This window comes from Streptomyces sp. NPDC091281, assembly GCF_044757425.1.
In the GTDB taxonomy this organism is placed as follows: domain Bacteria; phylum Actinomycetota; class Actinomycetes; order Streptomycetales; family Streptomycetaceae; genus Streptomyces.
On record NZ_JBIVUY010000002.1, the window covers coordinates 151421 to 177113 of the forward strand.

General features: G+C 74.8%; 17 protein-coding genes and 1 riboswitch. Of the genes, 7 read left to right on the plus strand and 10 right to left on the minus strand.

Annotation, left to right across the window (positions count from 1 at the left end; translation table 11 throughout):
- Positions 1 to 150: 150 nt before the first annotated feature.
- Both ACIQPQ_RS05170 and ACIQPQ_RS05175 read right to left on the minus strand, forming a co-directional pair.
- Positions 151 to 393 carry a hypothetical protein gene (locus ACIQPQ_RS05170; RefSeq protein WP_401299902.1) on the minus strand — a complete coding sequence of 81 codons (243 nt, stop codon included), beginning with the start codon at positions 391 to 393 and terminating at the stop codon, positions 151 to 153.
- Complete coding sequence (locus ACIQPQ_RS05175; RefSeq protein ID WP_401299905.1) at positions 380 to 1732, minus strand: PspC domain-containing protein; 1353 nt, start codon at positions 1730 to 1732, stop codon at positions 380 to 382. The genes ACIQPQ_RS05170 and ACIQPQ_RS05175 overlap by 14 nt, the downstream gene beginning before the upstream one ends.
- A 180-nt stretch (positions 1733 to 1912) precedes the next feature.
- Between ACIQPQ_RS05175 and ACIQPQ_RS05180 the strand changes: the two genes are divergently transcribed.
- Entirely contained in the window at positions 1913 to 3202 is a 1290-nt protein-coding gene (locus ACIQPQ_RS05180; protein WP_401299908.1) for a PspC domain-containing protein, read from the plus strand.
- A complete protein-coding gene (locus tag ACIQPQ_RS05185) occupies positions 3202 to 3942 on the plus strand; it encodes a LuxR C-terminal-related transcriptional regulator (protein ID WP_401299910.1) in 741 nt (246 codons plus the stop codon). The genes ACIQPQ_RS05180 and ACIQPQ_RS05185 overlap by 1 nt, the downstream gene beginning before the upstream one ends.
- Positions 3943 to 3971: 29 nt before the next feature.
- Here the strand turns inward: ACIQPQ_RS05185 and ACIQPQ_RS05190 are convergent, their stop codons facing one another.
- From ACIQPQ_RS05190 to ACIQPQ_RS05205, 4 genes are all read right to left on the minus strand, one after another.
- Positions 3972 to 4607, minus strand: coding sequence for a hypothetical protein (locus ACIQPQ_RS05190; RefSeq protein WP_401299913.1), 636 nt, complete (start codon positions 4605 to 4607; stop codon positions 3972 to 3974).
- Positions 4608 to 4889: 282 nt separating this feature from the next.
- On the minus strand, positions 4890 to 5978 hold the full coding sequence (locus tag ACIQPQ_RS05195; protein ID WP_401299916.1) for an NlpC/P60 family protein: 1089 nt from the start codon (positions 5976 to 5978) through the stop codon (positions 4890 to 4892).
- Positions 5979 to 6527: 549 nt separating this feature from the next.
- Positions 6528 to 7514 (minus strand): tellurite resistance/C4-dicarboxylate transporter family protein, encoded by a 987-nt coding sequence (locus ACIQPQ_RS05200; protein WP_401299919.1) that lies wholly within the window; start codon positions 7512 to 7514, stop codon positions 6528 to 6530.
- Between the two features lie 181 nt (positions 7515 to 7695).
- The gene (locus ACIQPQ_RS05205) at positions 7696 to 8925 is read right to left on the minus strand and encodes an NlpC/P60 family protein (RefSeq protein ID WP_401299921.1); all 1230 of its coding nucleotides are present in this window, start codon (positions 8923 to 8925) and stop codon (positions 7696 to 7698) included.
- Between the two features lie 8 nt (positions 8926 to 8933).
- Positions 8934 to 9093, minus strand: a riboswitch (cyclic di-AMP (ydaO/yuaA leader).
- 357 nt (positions 9094 to 9450) lie between these two features.
- Here ACIQPQ_RS05205 and pcrA point away from each other — a divergent pair.
- Positions 9451 to 11937 (plus strand): DNA helicase PcrA, encoded by a 2487-nt coding sequence (gene pcrA, locus ACIQPQ_RS05210; RefSeq protein ID WP_401299924.1) that lies wholly within the window; start codon positions 9451 to 9453, stop codon positions 11935 to 11937.
- A 106-nt stretch (positions 11938 to 12043) separates the two neighbouring features.
- Here the strand turns inward: pcrA and ACIQPQ_RS05215 are convergent, their stop codons facing one another.
- Positions 12044 to 13609 carry a M23 family metallopeptidase gene (locus ACIQPQ_RS05215; RefSeq protein WP_401301465.1) on the minus strand — a complete coding sequence of 522 codons (1566 nt, stop codon included), beginning with the start codon at positions 13607 to 13609 and terminating at the stop codon, positions 12044 to 12046.
- A 206-nt stretch (positions 13610 to 13815) separates the two neighbouring features.
- Positions 13816 to 14931 (minus strand): esterase/lipase family protein, encoded by a 1116-nt coding sequence (locus ACIQPQ_RS05220; RefSeq protein WP_401299926.1) that lies wholly within the window; start codon positions 14929 to 14931, stop codon positions 13816 to 13818.
- A gap of 430 nt (positions 14932 to 15361) precedes the next feature.
- Between ACIQPQ_RS05220 and ACIQPQ_RS05225 the strand changes: the two genes are divergently transcribed.
- A complete protein-coding gene (locus ACIQPQ_RS05225; RefSeq protein WP_383779695.1) occupies positions 15362 to 15778 on the plus strand; it encodes a cobalamin B12-binding domain-containing protein in 417 nt (138 codons plus the stop codon).
- Positions 15779 to 16061: 283 nt separating this feature from the next.
- On the opposite strand, the gene ACIQPQ_RS05230 is transcribed toward ACIQPQ_RS05225, so the two are convergent.
- Positions 16062 to 17762: a DUF5691 domain-containing protein gene (locus ACIQPQ_RS05230; protein WP_401299928.1), complete on the minus strand. Its 1701-nt coding sequence runs from the start codon at positions 17760 to 17762 to the stop codon at positions 16062 to 16064.
- Between the two features lie 199 nt (positions 17763 to 17961).
- Positions 17962 to 19332 carry an SWIM zinc finger family protein gene (locus tag ACIQPQ_RS05235; RefSeq protein WP_401299931.1) on the minus strand — a complete coding sequence of 457 codons (1371 nt, stop codon included), beginning with the start codon at positions 19330 to 19332 and terminating at the stop codon, positions 17962 to 17964.
- A 167-nt stretch (positions 19333 to 19499) separates the two neighbouring features.
- Here ACIQPQ_RS05235 and ACIQPQ_RS05240 point away from each other — a divergent pair, with 167 nt between their 5' ends.
- The 3 genes from ACIQPQ_RS05240 (at position 19500) to ACIQPQ_RS05250 (ending at position 25043) form a co-directional block, all read left to right on the plus strand.
- Entirely contained in the window at positions 19500 to 20654 is a 1155-nt protein-coding gene (locus ACIQPQ_RS05240) for an AAA family ATPase (RefSeq protein ID WP_401301468.1), read from the plus strand.
- Between the two features lie 475 nt (positions 20655 to 21129).
- Positions 21130 to 23805, plus strand: a complete 2676-nt coding sequence (locus tag ACIQPQ_RS05245) for a DUF5682 family protein (RefSeq protein ID WP_401301471.1) — start codon at positions 21130 to 21132, stop codon at positions 23803 to 23805.
- A complete protein-coding gene (locus ACIQPQ_RS05250) occupies positions 23802 to 25043 on the plus strand; it encodes a VWA domain-containing protein (RefSeq protein ID WP_401299934.1) in 1242 nt (413 codons plus the stop codon). Before ACIQPQ_RS05245 ends, ACIQPQ_RS05250 begins: the two co-directional genes overlap by 4 nt.
- Positions 25044 to 25693 lie beyond the last annotated feature (650 nt).

Sequence of the window (25693 nt, forward strand, 5' to 3'; positions counted from 1 at the left end):
CAACCAGCACGGGTGAACACCCGCCCTCCGCGGAGCACCTGGCACTCCTGAGCACCCGGCCCCGACAGATCGGGCTCGCCGCGGTCGGCGCGACATGAGGCCGGTGACGCGCCGAGAGCAGAGGCCGGGGGCATCACGGGCGCTCCCGGCTCATCTCCGCCCCGTCGCTCCCGCCTCCGCGGGTGTGCCCCGGTCGGAGCGCCGACGTCTGCGCGCCGCTCGGTTCACGACGTCCACCGCGCCCGCGAGACAGAGACCGCCCACGACGACCGGGATGACGACGAACCAGGGGGCGTCCCAGGCGCCGCCCGCGTCCCCGGCGTAGACGACGCCCGCCAGGGCGAAGGCCGCACCGGCGACCAGTCGGCCGGGCCGGAACTCATGAAGCGGCACGGGACACCTCCGCCTGACCGGCGCCCACCCTCAGGTCCAGGTCGATCGTCCCGGCGGCCCTGCCCCCGGCGGCGGGAGCGAGGGTCACCTCCTTGTACTGGCCGGGCTCCACGTCCACGTCCTCCTTCTTCTCGCCGGGCAGCTGGATGTCGCCCAGACCCACGTCGATACGAGCCTTCACCGTCACGTCCGGCGGGACGACCACCCGCAGCCGGCCGAGGCCGACCTCGGCGTCGGTGCTGATCGTCTCGCCCGGCGCCGGTCTCAGCCGGGACAGGTCGAGAACGGCGTCCCCGGTGCCGAGGTCGTAGTCCGCGCGGACCTCGGCCGCGGTCTGGGGCCGCCAGGACTTCTCCACCCACCGGGTGCCGATGTCCTTCGGCAGGGCGGCCGAACCGGCGAGCAGCCCCGCCGTGACGACCGCCAGCACCATCGAGCCCGCCCCGGTGCGGCCGAGGCATGAGCTGACCGCGATGCCCACGCCGAACACGGTCAGCGCGGCGGCCAGACCGGCCTGGAGGCAGGTGCCCAGCGGATGGTCGTCCCAGGTCAGCCGGACGACCAGGCCCGCGGCGAGCACGGCGAGCAGGAAGATCCAGCCGCCGATCCAGCGCGGACCCCGAGACCGGGGCACCGTGCCCGCGGCGGACCGCGGGGCCTCGCCGGGTCTGCGGTGCCCGAGGAGGTCGACGCTGATGCCGGAGAAGAACTCCCGGGTGCGGGCGTCGCGCGGACCCCACAGATAGCCGGTGCCCCCGTCGTGCGTGCCGTCCTTGACGATGGGGTCACGCCACCAGGACGGGTAGGCGGCCGGTACCGGCGGCGCCTTGGCCTCCGGCGGGGCGTCCGCGACGGCCTGGGCCGCCAGCGGGTCGGCGTCCGCGGCGTCGCGGTGCCGCGACCAGTACCCCGCGCCCGCCAGCAGGAGCGAGAGGACGGCGGCGAAGGCCAGCACGTCGCCGTTGTTCAGCATCGTCAGGAAGACCCCGCAGCCCACCAGCGCGAACAGCACGGCGGCGAGCGCCTGCCCGTCGACCCGGCCGGTCAGCAGTCTGCGGACCTCGTTCTCGTCGTCCGGGAAGGGCACGAAGAGCCAGGCGAAGCCGTAGAAGATCAGCCCGATCCCGCCCGCGACCGAGAGCACGGACAGCGTGATCCGGAAGATCACCGGGTCCATGTCGCACTGCCGCCCCAGCCCCGCGCACACGCCCGCGATCATCTTGTGCTCGCGGTCGCGGCGGAAGCGGTGCGGAGGCCCGGCGCCGGGCGGCGGGGCGGCCGCGTCGGCGGCGGTGCTCCCGCCGGACACGGCGTCCGCGGCATGCTGGTGGTCGGTCATGGCTCCATGGTGGCGGTCGGACGGCCCCGGCGGCAGTCGGAACGACCCTGGTCGGACCCTGATATCGGCCCCGAGCCGCAGCCCGGGAGGCGTTCGAACCCTGGGGCCCGGGAAGATCAGGGGCGTCTCCGGGGCCAACCCTGATGCTCCGGCCCCCGCCCCCGTGTGACGATCGGTGGCATGTCGGAAGCCGCAGCAGCGCCACTCGCCGAACCGCGGCCTCCACGCAAGCTCTACCGCAGCAGCGACGGACGCTGGCTCGGGGGCGTGGCGCGGGGGCTCGCCGGGCATCTCGGCCTGCCCGTGATCTGGCTGCGGCTGCTCTTCGTGGGTCTGCTCATGGCCGACGGCCTCGGCGCCCTGCTCTATGCCGCGTTCTGGTTCTTCGTCCCGCTCGGCGTGGGCGGCGTCGGCAGCCAGCGGCCCCCCTCCCTCGTCGCCACCGAGACCGCGCCCGACGGCCGGCGAAGACTCGTGGCCCGCAAGCCCGACAAGGGCCAGATCGTCGCCCTGCTCCTCATGGTCGTTGTGGTCATGGCCTTCATCGGCAATGTGAACCTCGGCCGCGGAGCCCAGGCGTATCTGCTGCCCACGGTCCTCGTCGGCGCGGGTGTCGCCCTGGTCTGGCGCCAGGCCGACAACTCCCGCCGGGCCCGCTGGGTCGAGGTCGGCCGCCGCCGCCGTACGCTCACGCTGCTGCGGGCGGGCGGTGGTGTCCTGCTGGTCACCGCCGGTGTCTCCGGGGTCTTCGTCCTCCAGGGCTCCGCCGCCCACCTCGGCTCGGTCCTCCAGGCCGCGCTCGCCGTCCTGGTCGGCATCACCCTGCTCGCCGGACCGTACCTCGTCCGGATGACGCAGGACCTGTCCGAGGAACGCCTGATGCGCATCCGCGCCCAGGAGCGTGCCGAGGTCGCCGCCCATGTCCACGACTCCGTGCTGCACACCCTGACCCTGATCCAGCGCAACGCGGAGAACGCGGGCGAGGTGCGCCGCCTCGCCCGCGCCCAGGAGCGCGACCTGCGCACCTGGCTCTACAAGCCGGAGGGCACCGGCAAGGACCAGGCCGACGAACCCACCACGGTGGCCGACGCGGTCCGGCGCAACGCCGCCGAGGTCGAGGACAAGCACGGCGTGCCCCTGGAGGTCGTGGTCGTCGGCGACTGCCCCCTCGACGACCGGCTGACGGCACAGATGCAGGCCGCGCGCGAGGCGATGGTGAACGCCGCCAAGTACGGTGGCGAGGGGGGTGCCGTGCAGGTCTACGCCGAGGTCGAGGAGCGGACCGTCTTCGTGTCCGTCCGTGACCGCGGACCCGGGTTCGACCCGGACGCGATACCCGCCGACCGGATGGGCGTCAGAGAATCGATCATCGGCCGTATGGAGCGCAACGGGGGCACGGTGCGGCTGCGGGCGGTCCCCGGCGGCGGCACCGAGGTCGAGCTGGAGATGGAGAGGGCGGAGCAGACGTGATGAGCGACCCGACCGAGGCGGACACGACGGCGGAAGCTGCCCAGGAGGCAGGCCCCGGCCCCGGCGACGGCACCCCCGGACGGCATGTGCGGGTGGTCCTCGTCGACGACCACCGCATGTTCCGTACGGGCGTGCAGGCCGAGATCGGCCGTACCGACGAGACCGGGGTGGAGGTTGTGGGGGAGGCCGCCGACGTCGACCAGGCCGTCACCGTCATCACGGCGACGCGCCCCGAGGTCGTCCTCCTCGACGTGCACCTGCCCGGCGGTGGCGGGGTCGAGGTGCTGCGCCGCTGCGCCCCGCTCATGGGCGACGCCGAGCGGCCGGTGCGGTTCCTCGCCCTGTCCGTGTCGGACGCGGCGGAGGACGTGATCGGGGTGATCCGGGGCGGTGCCCGCGGCTACGTCACCAAGACCATCACCGGCACCGACCTGGTCGACTCGATCTTCCGGGTGCAGGAGGGCGACGCGGTGTTCTCCCCGCGGCTGGCCGGGTTCGTCCTCGACGCCTTCGCCTCCACCGACGCCCCGCCGGTCGACGAGGACCTCGACCGCCTCACCCAGCGCGAACGCGAGGTCCTGCGCCTCATCGCGCGGGGCTACGCCTACAAGGAGATCGCCAAGCAGCTCTTCATCTCCGTCAAGACGGTCGAGTCCCACGTCTCGGCGGTCCTGCGCAAGCTCCAGCTCTCCAACCGCCACGAACTCACCCGTTGGGCGACGGCCCGCAGACTGGTGTGACCGGCCCCCGGGCGGGCGCACCCTGGGCTCTAGTGCGGCCGGGGCCGGGTGCGATGCCGGGGTCTGGCCAGCCGTAAGGCCCACCGGTAGTGGCGGACCGCCTTCACCACACCGATCAGGCCCGCGAGCCACAGGATGGTGCCGACGCCCGTGGTGAGGACGGTGTCGGCACAGGGCGTGCGGACCGGGGCGGTCAGAGGCGCGGCGAACACCGTCCACAGGCCCGTCGCCGCGAGGGCCAGGGAAGACAGCAGCCAGAAGAGGCTGAGGCCGGGGGCGCGCAGCCGGGCGTCGCTCTCGGGGCGGCTGTCGAGGGCGAGCCAGATGTCCAGCAGCCGCCGGAGTTCGCCGTCGCGGCGGACCGCGAGGGCCACGGCCACCACGGCCGGGGTCAGCGAGGCCACGCCGAGGAGGGCGAACAGCGGGCCGAGCAGGAAGCCCGTCGGGTCGCGTTCCTCCAGCAGTTGCACGGGCAGGACGAGCAGCGCCCAGCCGATGATCGCCGCGAGGGCCAGCAGCCAGAGCAGCAGTACCCGGTGCACGCCCAGGCTGCGCAGATGCAGTTCGGTCAGCGTACGGTCCCGCTCGGCCAGCAGCGCCGCCCGGTCCGGCCAGGTCCGCAGATGCGGCGGGGGCGGGGGAGGGGGCAGCGCGGCGGCGGACATCGGACTCTTTCGGCGACGGGAGGGAGGGGAGGGCGGGCGGGTCCCGGCGGTGGTACGGATCGCGCGGCACGACCCTCCGGGGACGGATTTCCGGGGGCCGCGCGGAGGCGTCGCCCGGTGCGCCGAACCTACCGTGCGGCGGAGGCGCCGCGCGCCGGGGGTGCCGGGTCCAACCTCCTTACACCGCACGGTGGTTCCTCCGTGCAGCGCCCTATCGCACCCCGCGCCCCCCATCGCACCCGGCCCTCACACCCCACCCATGCGCTCCCCCTCACACCCCCGTCACACCACTCGTGTGGCGCCCGCGAACGGCATCTCGTCGATCGGGGCCACGCGGACCGGGGCCGAGGGGTTGGGGGCGTGGATCATGCGGCCGTTGCCGATGTACATGCCCACGTGGCTGATGCCGGAGTAGAAGAACACCAGGTCGCCCGGCCGGAGTTCGGAGCGGGAGACGCGGCGTCCGGCGTCGATCTGAGCGTAGGTCGTGCGGGGCAGGGAGACGCCCGCCGAACGGTAGGCGGCCAGCATCAGGCCTGAGCAGTCGAAGGCGTTCGGGCCGGTGGCGCCCCAGACGTAGGGGCTGCCCAGCTTGGAGTAGGCGTAGGAGACGGCCGCCGCCGCGCGGGAGGTGGGGGCGGTCGCCCCGGCCGTACCGGACCCGGCGAGGCTGTCGCGGGCGCCGCCCGCCGTCCGGGACGCCCGTGTGCCCGCCCCGCCGGAGGAGGCGGCGCCGTCCGCCCCGGTGATCCGGGCCCGCTCCGCGGCCGTCAGCCGGTCCAGCAGCCGCCGGGCGCTGTCCAGCTTGCCGGTGACCGTCTTGCGGTACTTCCGCAGCTCCGCCTGACGCGCCGCCAGGGAGGCCAGTTCGACCCGCGCTGCCCCGCGTAGCCGCTCGATCTCCCGCAACTGCCCGCGCACCCGCGTCACCGCGGCAGACTGCCGGTCACCGGCCCGCTCGACGAAGGCCGCGCCGTCGAGATAGCGGTCGGGGTCGTCGGAGAGCGCGAGCTGCACCGCCGGGTCGACGCCGCCGCTGCGGTACTGCGCGGCCGCCATCGTGCCCAGCGCCTCGCGCGCCGTGTTGAGCCGGGCCTCCTGGCGCGCCGCCCGGTCCCGCAGACCGTCCAGCCGCTTCTCGGCCGTCGTCGCCTTCTCCCGCGCGCCGTTGTACTTCTCGGTCGCCACCTCGGCCTCCTGGTACAGCTTGTCCACCTTGGCCTTCACCTGGGCCGCGGTGAGCTGCGGGTCGGCGTGCCCGACCCCGTCGAAGGCGGTCGCCCCGGCCGCGCCGGCGAGGGCGAGGGTGGCCGCGGCGCGGACCCTCCGACCACCGAGCGAACGCTGACGGGGCTTGCGATGCGCTGCCACGTGGGACTGCACGTCCTTTCGTCGACCGCCTCGCCGGGTCCGCCCCCGCCGGGCCTCGGTCGGCCCACGGGAACGGTCCCCGCCGCCCGAGGAGAGCGGCCGTACGGCCACCGGGCGGTCCGGCGCGGCCGACGGCGCCGTGCAACAGGGGGAGCACGGCGCCGTCGGGCCTCTCGGCGGTGGTGTCCGACTGCCGCCCCGGGCCGGAGCGGCGTTGGAGAGCCGGTCACCTGGTGGAGGACGCTAGGCCCGTTCATGTCGGTCCGGTAACGGAATGTGCGGAAGTGACAGCAGGGGGGCGCCGGGTGATCGTTCGTGGACGGGTGGCGCGTCAGGAGTCGTCGACTTCGTACGCGTGGCCGACCGAAGCGCGGGATCGGGGGCGCGGCGGAGGTGCAGGTGCTACGCGGCCCGGGACGGGCCGTAGCGTGCGGCGGCCGGACCGGTGACGGGTGGTCGGGTCGGTCGGCCTGCTCACCACGACCGAGTGTTCATCGCGCTCCCCGCAGCGATCCACCCCGCTGTCCACCCCACTATCCACCCCGCGCTTCACTCCCCGGGCGATCCGCCCCCGCCCGCCCCCAACGCCCTCCGCGCCGTCGTCACCGCCCCCGCGGCCACCACCAGCCACGCCGCGACCGCGATCCAGAGCAGCACCTGCCCCAGCCCTTTCAGCCCCGGCAGGTCGAGGGCGTCGGCGACCGACAGTACGGCCGTCGCCGTCATGCCCAGCGGGAACACCGTCGCCCACCGGCGTACGTCGTGCCCCAGGCGCGGCCGGACGACCTCGCCGACCAGCAGGACGGCGTACCCGACGAGGCTCAGTGTCAGCAGCGCCACGGTCACTCCGCGGAGGACGTCGCGGTCGTCGGCGTTCCACAGGTACAGGCCGCCGCTCTCGGCCGCGTACAGCCTCGACCCGGCCAGCGCCGAGATCGCCAGCGCGCCCCCGGTCACCCAGTGGTCCCCGGCGCCCTCCAGCACCTCGCGCGGACCGAACCGGGTCAAAGCGACGCAGTAGAGCACCAGGCCGAGCCAGAACAGCACCAGCGCGGTGTGCGCCAGCCAGGCCACACCCTCCGTACGCGCGAGGGTCGCCCCCAGTACGGCCAGCGCCTGTGTGGCCACACAACACAGGAACACCGCTCCGGGCATGTGGCGGCCCCAGTGCCGTACGACGTCGAAGAGCAGCACCGGCCACAGGAGCGCCGCCAGGGCGAGCAGCGCCTCCGCGAGGACCGGCCGGTCCAGGTCGGCCAGGCCGGTGCCCAGGACGGCGGTCGCCGCCACCGCCGTCAGCGCGCACGGTGTGCTCGCCTCGGCCCGCCACCGCTCACGCTGCACCAGCAGCCGGGCCGCGAAGTCCACCGCGAGCACCGCCCAGGCCACGCCCGACAGGACCAGGGCGATCCGGGACAGCGTCCCGTACCCGGCCAGCCGCAGGCCGACCCCGATGATGCCGGTCGCCATGACGGCGGCCCCGGCCGCCGCCGGACGCTGCGCCCACCAGGCGCGAAGGGAGGAGGAGCCGTGCATGCCGCCGATGCTAGGGAGCACCCGGCGGCGCGGACTCGGGCACACGCGCGCGGGCGCGGAAAACCACGGGATACGCCCAACGCGCGCCCGCACGCCCCTCCGCCCGCACGGCGCCCGCCCCGCTCAGGCCGCCCGTACGATGCCCGCCCCGCTCAGGCCACCCGTACGGCGCCCGCCCCGCTCAGGCCGGGCGCACCACGCTGTGGATCGATGACTCGCCGTCGTAGTAGATGGACTCCTCGCGTACGTAGGCGCCGGGCTTCGGGGCGTGGATCATCATGCCGTTGCCTATGTAGAGGCCGACGTGGGTGACGTCGGCGTAGAAGAAGACCAGGTCACCGGGGCGGGCGGCGGAGAGGGAGACCGTGGTGCCCTCCTTCACCTGGTCGTAGGTGACGCGCGGAAGGGTGACGCCCGCGGCCTTCCAGGCTGCCTGGGTGAGGCCGGAGCAGTCGTAGGAGCCGGGGCCGGTCGCACCCCAGACGTACGGCTTGCCGACCTGCGCGCGGGCGAACGCGATCGCCTTGGCGGCCTTGGTGGCGTAGGCGGGGTCGGAGGACGACGAGGAGCCCGAGCCGGACGACGAAGAACCGGACGACGAAGAACCGGACGACGAGCCCGAGGAGGAGCCGGAGGACGGGGTCTGCGAACCCGGCGACGCGTCGCTCGCCTCCTGGGCGGCGTCCGCCTTCTCCTGCGCCCGTGCCTGCCGCTCGGCCAGCTCTTTCGCCTCGCGCGCGGCCTTCTCCCGCTTCTCCTTCTCGATCGCCGCCAGCCGCGCCTTCTCCTGCGCCGTCAGCTGGGCCAGCAGCGCGCGGGCGCCGCTCAGCTTCTTCTGGACGGTGGCCTTGGCGGTGCGGAGGTCGCTCTGCGCGTCGGTGAGCGTGCCCAGGCTCTCGGCGGCCTCGCGGCGCTTCTTCATCGTCGCCGCCTGCTCGGTGACGTAGTCGTCGACGGCGCCCTTCTGGCGTTCGGTGAGGCGGCCCATCAGCTGGTTCTGGTCGAAGTAGTCCTGCGGGGAGTCCGCGAGCAGGAAGGTGGCCGTCTCGGGCGCGGAGGCGCCGGTGCGGTACTGCGCGGCGGCGGCGGAACCCAGGTCCTCCCGCGCCTCGTTGAGCTTCTGGGTGCGGCGGGCGACGTCGTCGAGGAGGGTGTCCACGCGCTTGCGCTGCTTGGTGGTCTTCTCCTTGGCCGCGTTGTACTTCTCGGTCGCCGTCTCCGCCTGCCGGTAGAGGTCGTCGACCTTCTTCTCCACCTCCTCCAGACTCGGCCGGTCGTCGGTGGCGGGTGCGGCGTTCGCCGTCTGGGAGAGCAGGGCCACCGAGGTGAGCGCGGCGGTGGCGAGAGCGGGGGTGCGGATGCCTGCTACGCGCGTCACTGACGGGCGTGGCCTGCGGTGCTGCGACGCCAAGGGAGGCGACTCCTTCCGTGCTCCGCCTACCGGGTTAGCTGTCGGGTTCGGGCGGGTGGTCCGGAAGGTTTGCCCTACGGCGCCTCCCGTGCGGGAGGTGGGCCGATTCACCCCAGAGATGTCGGTGGGTCCCCGGCTCCGGCTGCCGCGAGGGGGCGCGCCGGACTCGGCGGAGGCCGCGCGGCCCGGCGGGGATCGCCGGTGGAGGTCGTACGGCCTGCCCGGCACGGTAGCCAACTCGTATGGCCCGTGTGAAGGTTGATGGGCGATATGCCCGATACATTTTCGTGACCTTCGGGCGGGGCGGCTCCGGCGGTCACCTGGGGTGAGAGGGGGATGCCGGTAGGTGAGGGAGACGTTCCGGATGTGCGCGGCGGCCCGCACGGCAGCCGTACGACGTGCGGTACGGCAGCGGTACGACGGCGGTACGGCGGCCGTGTGACCGCCTCGCGGTGGTCGTCGCCGGGGAGGAAGTTCCGGGACCGGCGTTCGGTTGTCAGTGGGGCACCCTAGACTCGGAGAGCGATGAGCAGCCTCTTTGACGACAGCTTCCTGGCGGATCTCCAGGCCCCCCGCGGCCACGACGAGACGCCCCCGCCGCCCGAGGACGAACACGCTCCGGAGCAGGTTCCGGACGATCTGTTCGGCGGGAAGTTCGACGTGCCCCCGGACCGCGACACGCACTACCGCGACGGTGCCCCGCGCCCGGCCCTCGACGCCGCAGCCCTCCTGGAGGGGCTGAACGACAACCAGCGCGCCGCCGTCGTCCACTCCCACACCCCGCTGCTCATCGTCGCGGGCGCCGGTTCCGGCAAGACGCGCGTCCTCACCCACCGCATCGCGCACCTCCTCGCCGAGCGGCACGTCCATCCGGGACAGATCCTCGCCATCACCTTCACCAACAAGGCCGCGGGCGAGATGAAGGAGCGCGTCGAACAGCTCGTCGGCCCCCGGGCCAACGCCATGTGGGTGATGACGTTCCACAGCGCGTGCGTGCGCATCCTGCGCCGCGAGAGCAAGCGCCTCGGCTTCACGTCGTCGTTCTCGATCTACGACGCCGCCGACTCCAAGCGCCTGATGGCCCTGGTCTGCCGCGACCTGGACCTCGACCCCAAGCGGTATCCGCCCAAGTCGTTCAGCGCCAAGATCAGCAACCTGAAGAACGAGCTGATCGACGAGGAGGACTTCGCCGCCCAGGCCAACGACGGTTTCGAGAAGACCCTCGCCCAGGCCTACGCGATGTACCAGTCGCGGCTGCGTGAGGCCAACGCCCTCGACTTCGACGACCTGATCATGACGACGGTCAACCTGCTGCGCGCCTTCCCGGACGTCGCCGAGCACTACCGCCGCCGCTTCCGGCACGTCCTCGTCGACGAGTACCAGGACACCAACCACGCCCAGTACGCCCTGGTCCGCGAGCTGGTCGGCAACTCCGAGCACCCCGTCGACGTGCCGCCCGGCCCCGACGACCTGCCGCCCGCCGAACTCTGCGTGGTGGGCGACGCCGACCAGTCGATCTACGCCTTCCGCGGCGCGACGATCCGCAACATCCTTCAGTTCGAGGAGGACTACCCGGACGCGACGACCATCCTCCTGGAGCAGAACTACCGCTCCACGCAGACCATCCTCACCGCCGCCAACGCGGTCATCGAGCGCAACGAGTCGCGCCGCCCCAAGAACCTGTGGACCAACGCGGGCGCGGGCGCCCGCATCACCGGCTACGTCGCCGACACCGAGCACGACGAGGCGCAGTTCGTCGCCGAGGAGATAGACCGCCTCACCGACGCGGGCGACGCGAAGGCCGGTGACGTCGCGGTCTTCTACCGCACCAACGCCCAGTCCCGTGTCTTCGAGGAGATCTTCATCCGCGTCGGCCTGCCCTACAAGGTCGTCGGCGGCGTCCGCTTCTACGAGCGCAAGGAGGTCCGGGACGTCCTGGCCTACCTGCGCGTCCTCGCCAACCCCGAGGACTCCGTCCCCCTGCGCCGCATCCTCAACGTGCCCAAGCGCGGCATCGGCGAGCGCGCCGAGGCGATGATCGACGCCCTCTCCCAGCGCGAGAAGATCAGCTTCCCCCAGGCCCTCAAGCGCGTCGACGAGGCGTACGGCATGGCCGCCCGCTCCACCAACGCCGTCAAGCGGTTCAACACGCTGATGGAGGAGCTGCGTACGGTCGTCGAGTCCGGCGCCGGACCCGCCACCGTCCTGGAGGCCGTCCTCGAACGGACCGGCTACCTCGCCGAGTTGCAGGCCTCCACCGACCCGCAGGACGAGACCCGCATCGAGAACCTCCAGGAACTCGCCGCCGTCGCCCTGGAGTTCGAGCAGGACTCCGGTGAGGGCGAGGAGACCGGCTCGCTCTCCGACTTCCTGGAGCGGGTCGCGCTCGTCGCCGACTCCGACCAGATCCCCGACGAGGAGGAGGACGGCTCGGGCGTCATCACGCTCATGACCCTCCACACCGCCAAGGGACTCGAGTTCCCGGTCGTCTTCCTCACCGGCATGGAGGACGGCGTCTTCCCGCACATGCGCGCCCTCGGCCAGCCCAAGGAGCTGGAGGAGGAACGCCGCCTCGCCTACGTCGGCATCACCCGGGCCCGCGAGCGGCTCTACCTCACCCGCTCCGCGCTGCGCAGCGCCTGGGGCCAGCCCTCGTACAACCCGCCCTCCCGGTTCCTGGAGGAGATCCCCGCCGTGCACGTCGACTGGAAGCGGACCGGCGCCACGGCGCCCGCCGCCTCCGGGCCGGTGTCCGGTGTGGCCGCCTCCCTCTCCTCGACCCGCTCGCGCTCCTCGGCGTCCGGCGCGTCCGGCTTCGCCACCCGGCGCGGCGCCGCGGAGAAGCCCGTCGTGGCGCTCGCCGTCGGAGACCGGGTCACCCACGACCAGTTCGGCCTCGGCACCGTCGTCGGCGTCAAGGGCACCGGCGGCAACGCGGAAGCGACGATCGACTTCGGCGACACCAAGCCGAAGCGCCTCCTGCTGCGGTACGCGCCGGTCGAGAAGCTCTGAGCCCACCCGGGCAGCAGTACGGCCCCCCGCTGCAACAGCGAGGGGCCGTACCGGAGTTCACCTCGTGCGGTGCGCCTGCACCTCGTGCCGCTGGGCGGCTGTGTGTCTACGTCGGGTCGAGGCCGTGGCTGCGCAGCCACGGCAGCGGGTCGATCGACGAACCGCCGCCGGGCCGGACCTCGAAGTGCAGGTGCGGGCCGGTGGAGTTGCCCGAGTTCCCGGAGTACGCGATGGGGTCGCCGGCCTTCACCGTCGAACCGGACGCGACGCGGTAGCTGGAGAGGTGGCAGTACCAGGTCTCCGTGCCGTCCTTCGCCGTCACGATGACCATGTTGCCGTAGGCGCTGTTCCACTGGGTGCGGACCGTGCCGTCGGTCGCCGCCATCACCGTGGTGCCGTAGGACACCGGGAAGTCGATACCGGTGTGCTGCGACATCCAGTTGATGCCGGACTGGCCGTAGTAGGCGCTCAGCCCGTGATTCGCCACCGGCAGCGCGTACTTGGGACGCAGCCGCTCCTTGCGGGCCGCCTCCGCCGCCGCCTTCTTCTTCTCCAGCTCCTGCTGCGCCTTGAGGTCGATGCGCTCCTGCGTCCGGCTCGCCCGGTCCGCGAAGTCGTCCGCCCCGGCGGTCAGCGTGGTGAGCTGCGCGTCCAGCTTGTTGTTCGCGGTGGACGGCTTCACCGGCTGCGCGTCCGGCACCGCGGCGGCCGCGGTGTCCGTGTCGTCGCCGCCGGTCAGCGTGGAGACCGAGGCCGCGGCGATCCCCGCCACGCCCATCACACACGCCGAGGGCACCGCCACGGTCAGCAGCGCGGAGCGCCGCGCGGGTGTACGGCGGCGGGAGCGGTGCGCGCTGCGGGCGGCGACCCGGGAGACGGGCGCCGGGCCGGTCTCCTCCTGGTCGTCCAGGAGGGGCGGCAGCTCCACGGCGGGCATCTCACCGGTGGACCGAAGCCCCGACTCGTCGTCCCCGGACGGGTGTTGACCGTAGTCCGGGTGCTCGTAGTCGCCGTGTCCGTAATCACCGTGCTCGGCGTCGGCGTACTCGGTCTCGCCGTACGTGGTGTCGGCCTCGCCGTACGCGCTGTCCGCGTACTCGGCTTCCGTGTACGTGGTGTCGGCGTGCGGCGCGTCCTCGTAGGAGGTCTGCTCGCCCGAGTTCCACTGCGTGGCGTCGTAGGTGCCGCTGTCGTGGAGCTGCGTGCCCCACTCCCACTGCTGGGTGGGGTCGGCCGGGGCGGTGGACCCGTCGGCCGGGAGCCAGGCGCTCGTGTCCCACTGGCCGCTGACGTCCGGGGCGCCGGTCTGCGGCGGGATGCCGGACAGCTGCTGCGGATCGGTGGACCAGGCGGTGGTGTCGTACGCGCCCGTGTCGTAGGCGGCGTGGTGCTGGGCCGCGTACGGGTCCTGGTTCAGCGTCTGGTGACTGCCCGTCGACCACTGAGTGGCGTCGTATCCGCCGGTCGCGGCGGTGCCGCCGGGGAGGTCGCCGAAGAGGGGGTCGGCCGCGTACGGGCCGGCCGCCGCGTGGGCACCGGTGGTGGCGTGCGCGCCGGTGTCGTACGCGTAGGCCGTGCCGGTGGTGAGGAAGTCGCCGTACGTGGCTTCCTGGGAGCCGTAGGACGCTTGGTGCGCCGAGTCGGCGTCGGAAGCCGAAGCCGGGGTGGTCATGGTCCCCGACGGATGACGGTCGTTCACCAACTTCTCTCTCGCCTCGACAACAGGGGCTGCCAGAGCAGTGCGGCGACTGTACCCGGCGGTATGCGGGCACGACAATCTTCCGCAGGTTTCGTGCCTGCGGGAAAGGGGCATTCGGCCCTGTTTCGGGGGAGGGCGGGCGCGGGTTTGGCCTTACGTTCGAAGGCTGTTCGACTTGTTCAGGCGACGGTGAGGCCCCCGGCGCCCACCGCGGAGGCCGGAACGGCCGCCGACGGGACCCCCGGCGCGGCTTCTGACGCGGCTCGCGGCGCGGCGGTGACGTGGTCCTCGACGGCGTCGTCGGGGTCGAGGGCCCGCCGGATGCCGGTCGCGACGGCCGGGTGCACCGGCAGAGCGAGGTGACCGACCCCGCTCACCTGCACGTTCTCCGTCATCAGGTCGGGGTGGTCGAGGCGGGCGGTCTCCAGCGGGACCATCAGGTGGTCGAGGTCGCTCCAGAAGCTGACGAACCGGGTCCGGCAGCCGGCCGCCGGGAGCGCCAGTTCCTCGATCACCGCCGAGCCGGGGCGCATCTGGCGCACGATCGGGTGCGCGTTCGCCAGCGGCGCGACCCGGGTGCCCTCGTGCGGGGTGCCCAGGGTCACCAGGGTCCGTACGCGCGTGTCGCCGCCCAGCCGCTGCACGTAGTAACGGGCGATGAGGCCGCCGAGGCTGTGGCCGACGATGTCGACCCGGTCGGCGCCCGCCCGCTCGCAGATCTCCTCGATGTGCCGCCCGAGCAGCTCGGCGGCGCTGCGGATGTCGCAGGTCAGCGGGGAGTAGTTGAGCGATTCGACCCGGTGCCTGCCGTGCTGGGCCAGGCTGCGGCGCAGCAGGACGAACACGGAGCGGTTGTCGATGAAGCCGTGGAGGAGGACGACGGGGGGTGTCGGCGGGGGTGCGGGAAGGCGGGCCGGTGCGTCGGGGGTGCCGGGGGAGGCGGAGGTGCTGGGGGCGGCGGAGGTGGCCGAGGTGACCGAGGCGGTGGGGGGCGCCGAGGCGGTGGGGGAGTGGGGTGCGGTCGCGGTCGCGGACTCGCCGTGGCCGGGCGTGTCGCCGGTGGTTCCGTGGCGGCGGTCGGACGGGCCGGGGCGGTCGCGGCGTTCCTGGACGATGCCGGAGGGATAGAGGACGAGGTGGCCCGCGAGGATCGCGATCTCCAGGGCGGTCGCCTTGAGGAGGGTCGCGTTGAGGAAAGGCGCGGAGAGGAAGGGGGTGGAGAGGTCCGTCAGCCGCTTGGGCAGCAGGCGGCGGCAGATCGGAAGGATGGGCTCCAGCGCCCTGGTCACCTGCATGGCCGACCTCCTGTCGGCACATCGAGGACGGCTCTGTCCCCCGTGTGCCCTCATGGAAGGCGCGGCGCGGACCTCGGCGGCGTGCACCGCCGGGCCTGCGCGGATGCGTCGCACCACCGCGGCGCGCGGCCTGCGGCGCGGCGGTGCGACGACCCTGTCGCGGCTCCCGTCTGCACGGATTCCTCGGGTTCCCCGTCCGGGGAGGAGGAACCGCGTGTGGTGAACGTGTCCCACTGTGTGATTTCCCCCTCGGTCCGCACCAGAAACTGCCGGGTGCGGGATGCTGGAGATAACGTTCGTTCACTTCCCCGGTCCGTCCGGCGGGTGTCCGCGCCGGTCGGCGCGGGAATCCGGCCCGGCGGACCCCGCGGAATCCGGGGTCCGGTACGGACGGCTCACGGACGCATGTAGTCGCTTCATGGAGGCAGTGATGGGTGTGGCAGCCGGTCCGATCCGCGTGGTGGTGGCCAAGCCGGGGCTCGACGGTCACGACCGCGGGGCCAAGGTGATCGCGCGGGCGCTGCGCGACGCCGGTATGGAGGTCATCTACACCGGTCTGCACCAGACCCCCGAGCAGATCGTCGACACGGCGATCCAGGAGGACGCCGACGCGATCGGCCTGTCCATCCTCTCCGGGGCGCACAACACGCTCTTCGCCGCCGTGATCGACCTGCTCACCGAGCGCGACGCGGCCGACATCCTCGTCTTCGGCGGCGGGATCATCCCCGAGGCCGACATCGCGCCGCTGAAGGAGAAGGGCGTCGCCGAGATCTTCACCCCGGGCGCCACTACCACGTCGATCGTCGAGTGGGTCCGGGCGAACGTGTCCCAGCCCGCGGGGGCGTAGGCGCGTAGCCGGGCCGGGCGGGTGCCCGAGGACGGGCCGCCCGCCAGGGGTACGAGGCGCTACGGGGGTATGGGGCGCCGAGGGGTAGGGCGCCACGGGGTTCTGGGGCGCCACGGGGCAGGGCATGAGCGGTGGGCTGCCGGTGGACGCAGGGGGTGCCTGCCCTGCGGGCGTGACGGTGGCCGCAGGCGGTGGGCGCCCCGCGAGTGCGGGCGGGGCGATGGCCGGAGGCGGTGCGCGCCCGGCCGGGGGACGCTCCCGGAGGCGGTGGTGGCGGTGCGTGTCATGGGGCACGCCGTGGGCGTGGGGCGTCCGGTGAGTGGATGGTGTCGGCGACCGGTGTCGGGTCCGGTGTCCGGGCGGGTGCCTGGTCCAGTTCCTCCGTCATCACCGCCCGCAGCCGCAGCGTCGTCCCGAGGCGCTGGAACGCCTCCGCCCAGTACCCTCCGGCGCCGGGGGACGCGTCCTCCGGTTCCTCCGGGACCGCGAGCAGACTGTCCAGGCGGGCCGCCTCCGCCGGGTCGAGGCAGCGTTCGGCCAGGCCCATCACCCCGCTGAAGCTCCACGGGTAACTCCCCGCGTCCCGCGCGATGTTGAGCGCGTCCACCACGGCCCGCCCGAGCGGCGGCGCCCACGGCACCGCGCACACCCCGAGGAGCTGGAACGCCTCCGACAGGCCGTGCGCCTCGATGAAGCCCGCCACCCAACCGGCCCGCTCCACCGCCGGGAGCGTCCCCAGCAGCTTGGCGCGCTCGGCGAGGGAGACCGCGCCCGGCCCGCCCGAGCCGGGTGCCGACGCCACCCCCAGCAGCGCCCGCGCCCAGGCGGCGTCCCGCTGCCGTACGGCCGCCCGGCACCAGGCCGCGTGCAGCTCGCCCCGCCAGCCGTCCGCCACCGGCAGCGCCAGGATCTGCGCGGGCGTCCGGCCGCCCAGCCGGTCCGGCCAGCAGGCGAGCGGGGCCGACTCCACGAGCTGGCCGAGCCACCAGGACCGCTCGCCCCGTCCGGGCGGGGCCTTCGGGATCACGCCGTCCCGCTCCATCGCCGCGTCGCACCCGTGGGGGGCCTCCACGACCACCGCCGGGCCGTCCCCGGTGTGGTCGACCGCCACACAGGTCGCCGCCCGTACGGCCATCCGCGCGGCCAGCGCCGAGCCGGGCAGCGCCGACAGCAGCTCGGCCGCCGTGGCCCGCACGGTGCGGCTCCGGTCGGCCAGTGCCTGTTCCAGGAACGCCTCGTCGGCGGGCCCGAGTCCGCCGCGCAGCGTGTCCAGGAACATCAGCCGGTCCTCGGCCCGCTCCGTCCCCCAGGTCCGCGCCAGCAGCTCCCGGCCCTCGGCGGGGTCGCGGTCGCGCACCGCGGCCAGCAGCGCCACCCGCTCCGCGAACAGGCCCTCCTCCCACAGCTTCGCCACCCGGTCCGGCTCGCGCGCGTCCGGCGGGGCCATGCCGCCCCCGGGCGTCGAGCGGAGCGCGAACCGCCAGTCCGGATTGAGCCGTGCCAGCCACAGCGCGCGCGGTCCCGCGAACTCCAGCGCCGCCGGGCGCAGGTCGGTCCGTCCCCGGGCCGCGTCCAGCAGGGCGGGCAGCGTGGCGGCGGGCGCCGCGAAACCGCGGGTGTTGGCCGCGGCCAGCCACTGGGGAAGCAGCTCCATCAGGTCCGGCGCCGTGCCCCGGCGGCCCCCTCCGCCTGTGCCGGGCCGGTCGGCCAGCAGCAGCGTGAGCCGCCGGGCCGCCGCCGCGGGCAGCGCGGGCCGCCCGTCGGCCGGCGCGGGCTCGGGCCGGGGCGCGGCCCGCCCCGGCCGCAGTCCGGCCCGCCGTCGTACGGTCGCGGCCGCCGCCGCGTCCAGCAGCGCGGCCGGTGCCGTACGCCCCGGTGCGGTGCCCGGCGGTGTACGCCGGTCGGTGCCGAGCAGCGCGGCGGTGACCAGGTCCGGCCAGGAGGAGGCCGCCGGGGTGCGGGGCGTCGGGGTGGCACCGGTCATGACGGGTTCCTTCCGTGTGGCGAGGTGTGCGGTGAGGTGTGGGGTGAGCTGTGTCGAGGGATGGGAGGCGGGAAGGGGGTGCCGGTGCCGGTGGGACGGGCATGACGGGGTGGCCCCGCGGGGTGCAGGGGGTGTGCGGGGGAGGTGGTGAGGGGCCGCGGCGGGTCGTCGCCGTGCGCGGGTGTGGGGGAGAGAGCGGTCAGCACAGGCGTACCGCCTCTCCGGGGCCGGGTGGCCAGGCCGTGAGCGGGGTGAAGCCGCGGTGGCCGACCTCGCCGAAGACCGTGACGGGGGTGCCGCCCGCGAGGGCGACCAGCCGCCACAGGCCGGGCCGGGCGGCGGCGGTCGCGGTGAGCGGCAGCGCGGTGTCGCCCTCGGCGTCCGCCAGGTGCCAGGACGCGCCGTCCGGGGTCGGTACGACGGAGTCCAGCGTGACCGGGACCGAGTCCAGCCATGGGTCGTCGCGCAGCGCCTCGCCGTACCGAGCGGCGGCCCGCACCGTGGTCACGCCGGGCGGGCGCACCGCCGTCGGCGCGGGCGGGGAGAACCGCTCGCCCAGCGCGGCCCGCATCTGCCCGCCGCCGGGGTACGCGGTCAGTTCCGCGTCGACGGCCAGCCCGACCGGCAGCACGAGATCAGGCGCCCGGCCTGCCGCACCGTAGGAGAGGAGGAGGGTCGTACGGCCGGAGACCGTGCCGTGGAGCCAGATGCGGCGGGTCGTCAGTTTCTGGTCCGCCGTGTCGTACTGGGCGAGGACGAGCCAGTCGTCGCGCAGCGGCGGGCCCTGCGGGGACGCGGTGAGGCCCACCCGTGAACGGACCGTCGCCGCCAGGCCGTCCGGCAGCCGGTCGCGGTGCAGCCAGCCCCGGTCGAGGAGATGGAGCAGCGCGCACTCCTCCAGCAGCCGCGCGGGCCAGTCCGCCCCCGACCCCGGCAGCACCCCCAACTCCCGCACCCGCGCCGCCAGTCCGGGTGCCTGGGCGTCCACCATGCGGGCGGCCGTCTCCTCCCACAGCCCGTACCCCGCGGACTCGGCGCTCGCTAGGCCGGAGCGCAGCAGGTCGGTGAGCCGCTGCTCCAGCTCCACCGCCCCGGCCGTGATCCGCTCGGCGCGCCGCTCGGCCCTGCGGCGCGCCGCCTCCGGATCGGCCGGCCCCCCGCCGTCCCCGGAACCCCCCGCCGCGCCGCCCCCTCCCCCTTCTCTACGGCTGCGTCGTCCCGCGAGCCAGGACTCCGCCCACTCCGGCGCCTGCTCCTCGGGCCGGACCGGCACCGCCGCCTCCCCGCCGGACCAGAGCAGCAGCAGCCCCAGCACGTGTTTGCACGGGAACTTCCGGCTCGGGCAACTGCACCGGTACGCGGCACTGGTGGCGCCCTCGACATCGACGACCGTCCGGTACGCCGCGCTGCCGCTCCCCGCGCACGACCCCCACACCGCCCCCTCCTCGGAACTTCCCGTTCCGGACCAGCGGCCGGGCGAACCGAGTTGGCTCCCCGACCGGCGTGACGCGGCGTCAGGTGCCAGTGACAGCACCTGATCCGCGGTCCAGTGCACCCCCTGCTCAGTCATGTCTCCGACCGTAGGACCTGCCACTGACAATCCGTCCGCCGAAGGCCCGGACGCGGTGGCCACCGCAGGCTCGATCGGGGTGTCTGTGCAGGTCAGGGCGATTGTCAGTGGGGTCGTGCAAGGTGGACACCAGATCCGAACCGGCCGAGCTGGAGGGGACCTCGACCATGTCCGTCACCGCTGGACCGCCGTCCACCGACCCACACCACGACACCACCACCGACAGCCTCCGCACCCCCGTGCGGGAGGTGCTGCGACCGCACGCCGAAGATGCCTTCGCCGCTGAACTCGCCGCGCTGGCGGCCCGGGACGACCGACCGCGCCCCGCCCGCTGGAACCTCTCGCCGTGGGCCGTCGCCACCTACCTCCTCGGCGGCACCCTGCCCGACGGCACCGTGATCACCCCGAAGTACGTCGGCCCGCGCCGCGTCGTCGAGGTCGCCGTCAGCACCCTCGCCACCGACCGCGCCCTCCTCCTGCTCGGCGTCCCCGGCACCGCCAAGACCTGGGTCTCCGAGCACCTCGCCGCCGCTGTCAGCGGCGACTCGACGCTGCTGGTGCAGGGCACCGCCGGCACCCCCGAGGAGTCGATCCGCTACGGCTGGAACTACGCGCAACTGCTCGCGCACGGCCCCAGCCGGGACGCCCTCGTGCCGAGCCCCGTCATGCGGGCCATGGCGGAGGGCCGCACGGCGCGCGTCGAGGAGCTGACCCGTATCCCCGCCGACGTCCAGGACACGCTCATCACCGTCCTGTCGGAGAAGACCCTGCCGATACCGGAACTCGGCCAGGAGGTGCAGGCCGTCCCCGGCTTCACCCTGATCGCCACGGCCAACGACCGCGACCGGGGGGTCAACGAGCTGTCCAGCGCCCTGCGCCGCCGCTTCAACACGGTGGTCCTGCCGCTGCCGGACAGCGTCGAGGCCGAGGTCGACATCGTCGCGCGCCGCGTCGACCAGATCGGGCGCTCCCTCGATCTGCCGACCGCGCCCCGCGGCGCCGACGAGATCCGCCGCGTCGTCACCGTCTTCCGCGAGCTGCGCGACGGCGTCACCGTCGACGGCCGGACCAGGGTCAAGTCGCCCAGCGGCACCCTGTCCCCGGCGGAGGCGATCTCCGTGGTGACCGGCGGACTCGCCCTGGCCGCCCACTTCGGCGACGGCGTGCTGCGCGCGGGGGACGTCGCCGCCGGACTCCTCGGCGCCGTGATCCGCGATCCGGCGTCCGACCGGGTCGTCTGGCAGGAGTATCTGGAGGCGGTGGTCCGTGAGCGGGACGGCTGGACGGACTTCTACCGCGCCTGCCGGGAGGTGAGCGCGTGACCGCCGCGACCCTCGTCCCGTACGTGCTGTCCCTCCGCCCGGTGCACCGCGCGCACCCGCCGGGTCCCGCCACTGGCGGCGAGGACGACGACACCCGCTGGGACCACGCGCCCGGAGCACCCGGCAGCCCGGCGGGGGGCCGGGGAGGAGGGGGTACGGGATGCCCGGCGGCGAGCTGAGCGCCCCCGCGGCCGGGGACTCGGGGACCGGACCGGCCGGGGCGGGCGGGGCGGGCCGCCCGTCCGGGGGGAGTCCGGCGGGGGGAGCCTCCGGGCACGGTGACGGGCTGGGGGACCCGGCGGTGGGGGGCGCCGGGGTGGCGGGCGGCCCGGTGGGGCGCGGAGCCGCCGGGAGGAGCCGCGCCGAGCCCGGCATCGCCGGGAACGGGGGAGGGACGACCGGACGTGCCGACGGGCGAGCGGCCAAGAGCGAGACCGGGACCGGGGGCGAGACCGTGACCAGGGGCGCCCACGGCATCGGCTCCGGCGGCGATGCTGCCGGGACCCGGGGGCCCGGCGCCGGACCCCTGCTGCTCGGGGTGCGTCACCACGGGCCGGGGTCGGCGCGCGCCGTGCGGCGGGCGCTGGACGCGGCCCGGCCAAGGGTGCTGCTCATCGAGGGGCCGCCGGAGGCCGACGCGCTGATCCCGCTCGCCGCCGACGAGACGATGCGGCCGCCCGTCGCCCTGCTCGCCCATGCCGTGGACGAGCCCGGCCGGTCCGCGTTCTGGCCGTTCGCCGCGTTCTCCCCGGAGTGGGTCGCCCTGCGCTGGGCCCTGGACCACGGCGTCCCCGCCCACTTCATCGACCTCCCGGCCGCCCACTCCCTGGCCTGGCGACGGGAGGACCCCGACGACGGCCACGACCTGGGAGACACCGAGGACACCGAGGACACCAAGGACTCGGAGAGCGCCTTGGACGGTCGTAACGGCGAAGGGGAGTTCGCCGCACCCGGCGCACCCAGTGCACCCACCGCCCCCGGCCGTGACGGACTGCGGATCGACCCGCTCGCCGTCCTCGCAGCCGCCGCCGGGCACGACGACCCGGAGCGCTGGTGGGAGGACGCCGTCGAGCACCGCACGGACGGGGACCCGGAGCAGCCGGACCCGTTCGCGCCGTTCACCGCCGTGGAGGAGGCGATGACGGCCCTGAGGGAGACGTACGGGCACGCGGGCGACGAGCGGGACCCCGTGCGGGAGGCCCACATGCGGCTGCGGTTGCGGGCGGCGCGCCGGGAGCACGGCGACGCGGGCGTGGCCGTGGTGTGCGGGGCCTGGCACGTGCCCGCGCTAAGGCAGCGGACGCCCGTCGCCGCCGACCGGGCGCTCCTCAAGGGGCTGCCCAAGGTGAAGGCCGACCTGACCTGGGTGCCCTGGACCCACCGCAGACTGGCGCGGGCCGGGGGATACGGCGCGGGCATCGACTCGCCGGGCTGGTACGGCCATCTGTTCGCCGCGCCGGACCGGCCGGTCGAGCGGTGGATGACCAAGGTGGCGGGCCTGCTGCGGGAGGAGGACCACATCGTCTCCCCGGCGCACGTCATCGAGGCGGTCCGGCTGGCGGAGACGCTCGCCGCGCTGCGGGGCCGCCCGCTGCCCGGCCTCGGCGAGGCCACCGACGCCGTGCGCGCGGTGCTCTGCGAGGGCTCGGACGTGCCGCTGGCCCTCGTCCGGGACCGCCTCGTCGTCGGCGACGTCCTCGGCGAGGTGCCCGCCGCCGCGCCCGCCGTGCCGTTGCAGCGCGACCTCGACCGCGCGCAACGGCGGCTCCGGCTGCGGCCCGAGGCGCAGGAGCGCGCGCTCGACCTCGACCTGCGCAAGGAGACCGACGCCGAGCGCGGCCGACTGCTCCACCGGCTCCGGCTGCTCGACGTCGCCTGGGGCGAGCCGGTCGGAGCGCGGGGCGGCACGGGCACGTTCCGGGAGACGTGGCGGCTGCGCTGGGAGCCCGAACTGTCGCTGCGGGTGGCGGAGGCCGGAGTGTGGGGGACGACCGTGCGCGCCGCCGCGACCGCCAGGGCCGAGGCGGACGCCGTCGCCGCGCCCGGCCTCGCCGAGGTGACCGCGCTCGCCGAACGCTGCCTGCTCGCCGGGCTGCCCGACGCGCTGCGCACGGTGATGCGCGCCCTCGCCGACCGGGCGGCCCTCGACACCGACGTCGGCCGCCTCGCCCAGGCCCTCCCCGCCCTCGTCCGCTCCCTGCGGTACGGCGACGTCCGCGGCACCGACACCGGCGCCCTCGCCGAGGTCGCGGCGGGTCTCGCCGAGCGGGTCTTCGTCGGCCTGCCGCCCGCCTGCGCCGCCCTCGACACCGAGGCCGCCGAGGAGATGCGCCGCCATGTCGACGCGGTGCACGGCGCGGTCGGCCTCCTCGCGGAGACGACGCCCCGCCCACACGACGCCCCCCTCCAGCAGGCCGACCCCGACCCCGGCACCGCCGAGGCCAGGGCAGGCGGGCACCAGACAGGCGGGCACCCGGCAGGCAGGCACCCGGCGGGTGCGGACCTCGGGGGGCTGCCCGCCCGCTGGCGGGACGTGCTGCGGGTGCTGGCGCGGCGGGACGCCGTCGCGGGCGGGGTGCGCGGCCGGGCCGTACGGCTGCTGCTGGACGACGGGGCGCTGGAGCCGGAGGAGGCCGCCCGGCTGATGGGGCTGGCGCTGTCGCCGGGCACGCCGCCGGCCGAGGCCGCCGTCTGGATCGAGGGCTTCGTCGGCGGCGGCTCGGGAGGCGGGCTCCTCCTGGTCCACGACGAGCGGCTGCTCGGCCTGATCGACGGCTGGCTGACCGGGGTGCCGCCCGAGGCGTTCACGGACGTGCTGCCGTTGCTGCGGCGGACGTTCTCGGCGTACGCGACGGGCGTGCGGCGCACGCTCGGTGAGCTGGTCCGGCGCGGGCCGGGGGAGCGGGCGGGCACCACCCCCGCGGCGGACGGCCCCCTCGGCTTCGGCACCGAGCCCGACGCGGCGCGCGCGGACGCCGTACTGCCCGTGGTCCGTCTGCTGCTGGGGCTCGACGAATCACCGCCCCCGCCGCCATCTCCGCGCCCGTCCGCCCACCCGCACCGCGACCCCGTCGAGCGCGATCCCACCCACCACAACCCCGACCCCACCCACCACGACCCCACCGACCACCTCGCGGAGGCCCGCCCATGACGACGCCCCCCAGCCGCACCGGAGGGACCGGGACGACGCCCACCACCCCGTCCGCCGTTCCCGACGACGTCGAGCGGCTCCGTCGCTGGCGGCTCGTGCTCGGCGGGGGCGAGGCCGACGGCACCGGGCACCCCCTCTCCGGGCGGGACGCCGCGATGGACGGCACCCTCGCCGCGCTCTACGGCAAGGAGGACGGACCCCGGACGGGACGGGACCGGGCGGCGGGGCTCGGGGCGTCCGCGCCGTCCGTCGCGCGCTGGCTCGGCGACATCCGGACGTACTTCCCGTCCTCCGTGGTCCAGGTCATGCAGCGCGACGCAATCGACCGGCTCGGGCTGGCCGCGCTGCTGACCGAACCCGAGATGCTGGAGGCGGTCGAGCCCGACATCCACCTCGTCGGCACCCTGCTCTCCCTCACCCGGGCGATGCCGGAAACGACGAAGGAGACGGCCCGCACGGTCGTCCGCAAGGTCGTCGACGACCTGGAGCGACGCCTCGCCGCCCGCACCCGCGCCACCCTCACCGGCGCCCTCGACCGCAGTGCGCGCGTGACCCGGCCCCGCCACCACGACATCGACTGGAACCGCACGATCGCCGCCAACCTCCAGCACTACCTGCCCGAACACGGCACGGTGGTGCCCGAGCGGCTGGTCGGCTACGGGCGGGCGGCGCGGTCGGTCCGCAAGGACGTGATCCTCTGCGTCGACCAGTCCGGCTCGATGGCCTCCTCGGTGGTGTACGCCTCGGTGTTCGGCGCGGTCCTCGCCTCGATGCGGGCGGTCAGCACCCGGCTCGTCGTCTTCGACACCGCCGTCGCCGACCTCACCGACCAGCTCGACGACCCGGTGGACGTCCTGTTCGGCACCCGCCTCGGCGGCGGCACCGACATCAACCGCGCCCTCGCCTACTGCCAGACCCGCGTCACCCGCCCCGCCGACACCGTCCTCGTCCTCATCAGCGACCTCTACGAGGGCGGCATCCGCGACGAGATGCTGAAACGGGCCGCCGCGATGAAGGCGGCGGGCGTGCAGATGGTCGCGCTGCTCGCGCTGTCGGACGAGGGGACACCGGCGTACGACCGGGAGCACGCGGCCGGACTCGCCGCGCTGGGCGTGCCCGCCTTCGCCTGCACCCCGGACCTCTTCCCCGAGGTGATGGCGGCGGCGATCGAGCGCAGACCCCTCCCCGTACCGGACCCCGACGCCCCGCACCCGAGAGCCCAAAGCACCCCCACCTAGACACCCCCCGCCCCGCGCCCCCTCCCAGCCACCCCCCACCCAGCCACCCCCACCCGGGCTCCGACACTCTCCTCCCCCTCCCCGCTCTCCGCGCTCTCCGCGGAAACAGACCGCACCGGCGGACGAACCGGACATGATTACCCATCGGTAACTCGGGGCTTGCGTACCCGCCGGATCTCCGTGCGAGGATCGACCGCCCGTTCCCCTCGCGCGGGAGTCGTCCGCCGCCCCGGACCCGCCGGACCCCCGTCCGGAAGGCCCCCGGAGCGCCCGCCCGCCGGGTCCGCCACCGCCCCGCGCCCCCCCCCGGCGCGCCGCGCGGGCGGCCCGGCCGCCAGGACTCCCCCGACGGACGGCGGGCATCCGCTCCGTGGAGGGGACGACCGGACGGCCGAAAGCCGTCGGACCCGACCGGCCGACCCTCCGCGGACAGGGCGTGACCGTCGCCATTGGGGTGGGGACGGCCCCGCCCTGGGCCCCCAGCGGGCTGATCACGGGGTCCCACCGGGTCAACCCCAACCCGGTGGGACCCCACCCCGCGAGTACTTCCGAAGCGCCCCCGCGCCGGCTCCCCGCCGGGAGACCCCCACCGAAGACCCCCGCGCCGGGCGATCCCCCGCCGCCCCCGGCGGCACCGCGTGCCAGTCACG

Bases quoted from the DNA above. Each gene is read 5' to 3' on its own strand.
- ACIQPQ_RS05175 (WP_401299905.1), bottom strand. From the start codon at position 1,732: ATGACCGACCACCAGCATGCCGCGGACGCCGTGTCCGGCGGGAGCACC.
- ACIQPQ_RS05180 (WP_401299908.1), top strand. From the start codon at position 1,913: ATGTCGGAAGCCGCAGCAGCGCCACTCGCCGAACCGCGGCCTCCACGC.
- ACIQPQ_RS05185 (WP_401299910.1), top strand. From the start codon at position 3,202: ATGAGCGACCCGACCGAGGCGGACACGACGGCGGAAGCTGCCCAGGAG.
- ACIQPQ_RS05190 (WP_401299913.1), bottom strand. From the start codon at position 4,607: ATGTCCGCCGCCGCGCTGCCCCCTCCCCCGCCCCCGCCGCATCTGCGG.
- ACIQPQ_RS05200 (WP_401299919.1), bottom strand. From the start codon at position 7,514: ATGCACGGCTCCTCCTCCCTTCGCGCCTGGTGGGCGCAGCGTCCGGCG.
- pcrA (WP_401299924.1), top strand. From the start codon at position 9,451: ATGAGCAGCCTCTTTGACGACAGCTTCCTGGCGGATCTCCAGGCCCCC.
- ACIQPQ_RS05215 (WP_401301465.1), bottom strand. From the start codon at position 13,609: ATGACCACCCCGGCTTCGGCTTCCGACGCCGACTCGGCGCACCAAGCG.
- ACIQPQ_RS05220 (WP_401299926.1), bottom strand. From the start codon at position 14,931: ATGCAGGTGACCAGGGCGCTGGAGCCCATCCTTCCGATCTGCCGCCGC.
- ACIQPQ_RS05225 (WP_383779695.1), top strand. From the start codon at position 15,362: ATGGGTGTGGCAGCCGGTCCGATCCGCGTGGTGGTGGCCAAGCCGGGG.
- ACIQPQ_RS05230 (WP_401299928.1), bottom strand. From the start codon at position 17,762: ATGACCGGTGCCACCCCGACGCCCCGCACCCCGGCGGCCTCCTCCTGG.
- ACIQPQ_RS05235 (WP_401299931.1), bottom strand. From the start codon at position 19,332: ATGACTGAGCAGGGGGTGCACTGGACCGCGGATCAGGTGCTGTCACTG.
- ACIQPQ_RS05240 (WP_401301468.1), top strand. From the start codon at position 19,500: ATGTCCGTCACCGCTGGACCGCCGTCCACCGACCCACACCACGACACC.
- ACIQPQ_RS05250 (WP_401299934.1), top strand. From the start codon at position 23,802: ATGACGACGCCCCCCAGCCGCACCGGAGGGACCGGGACGACGCCCACC.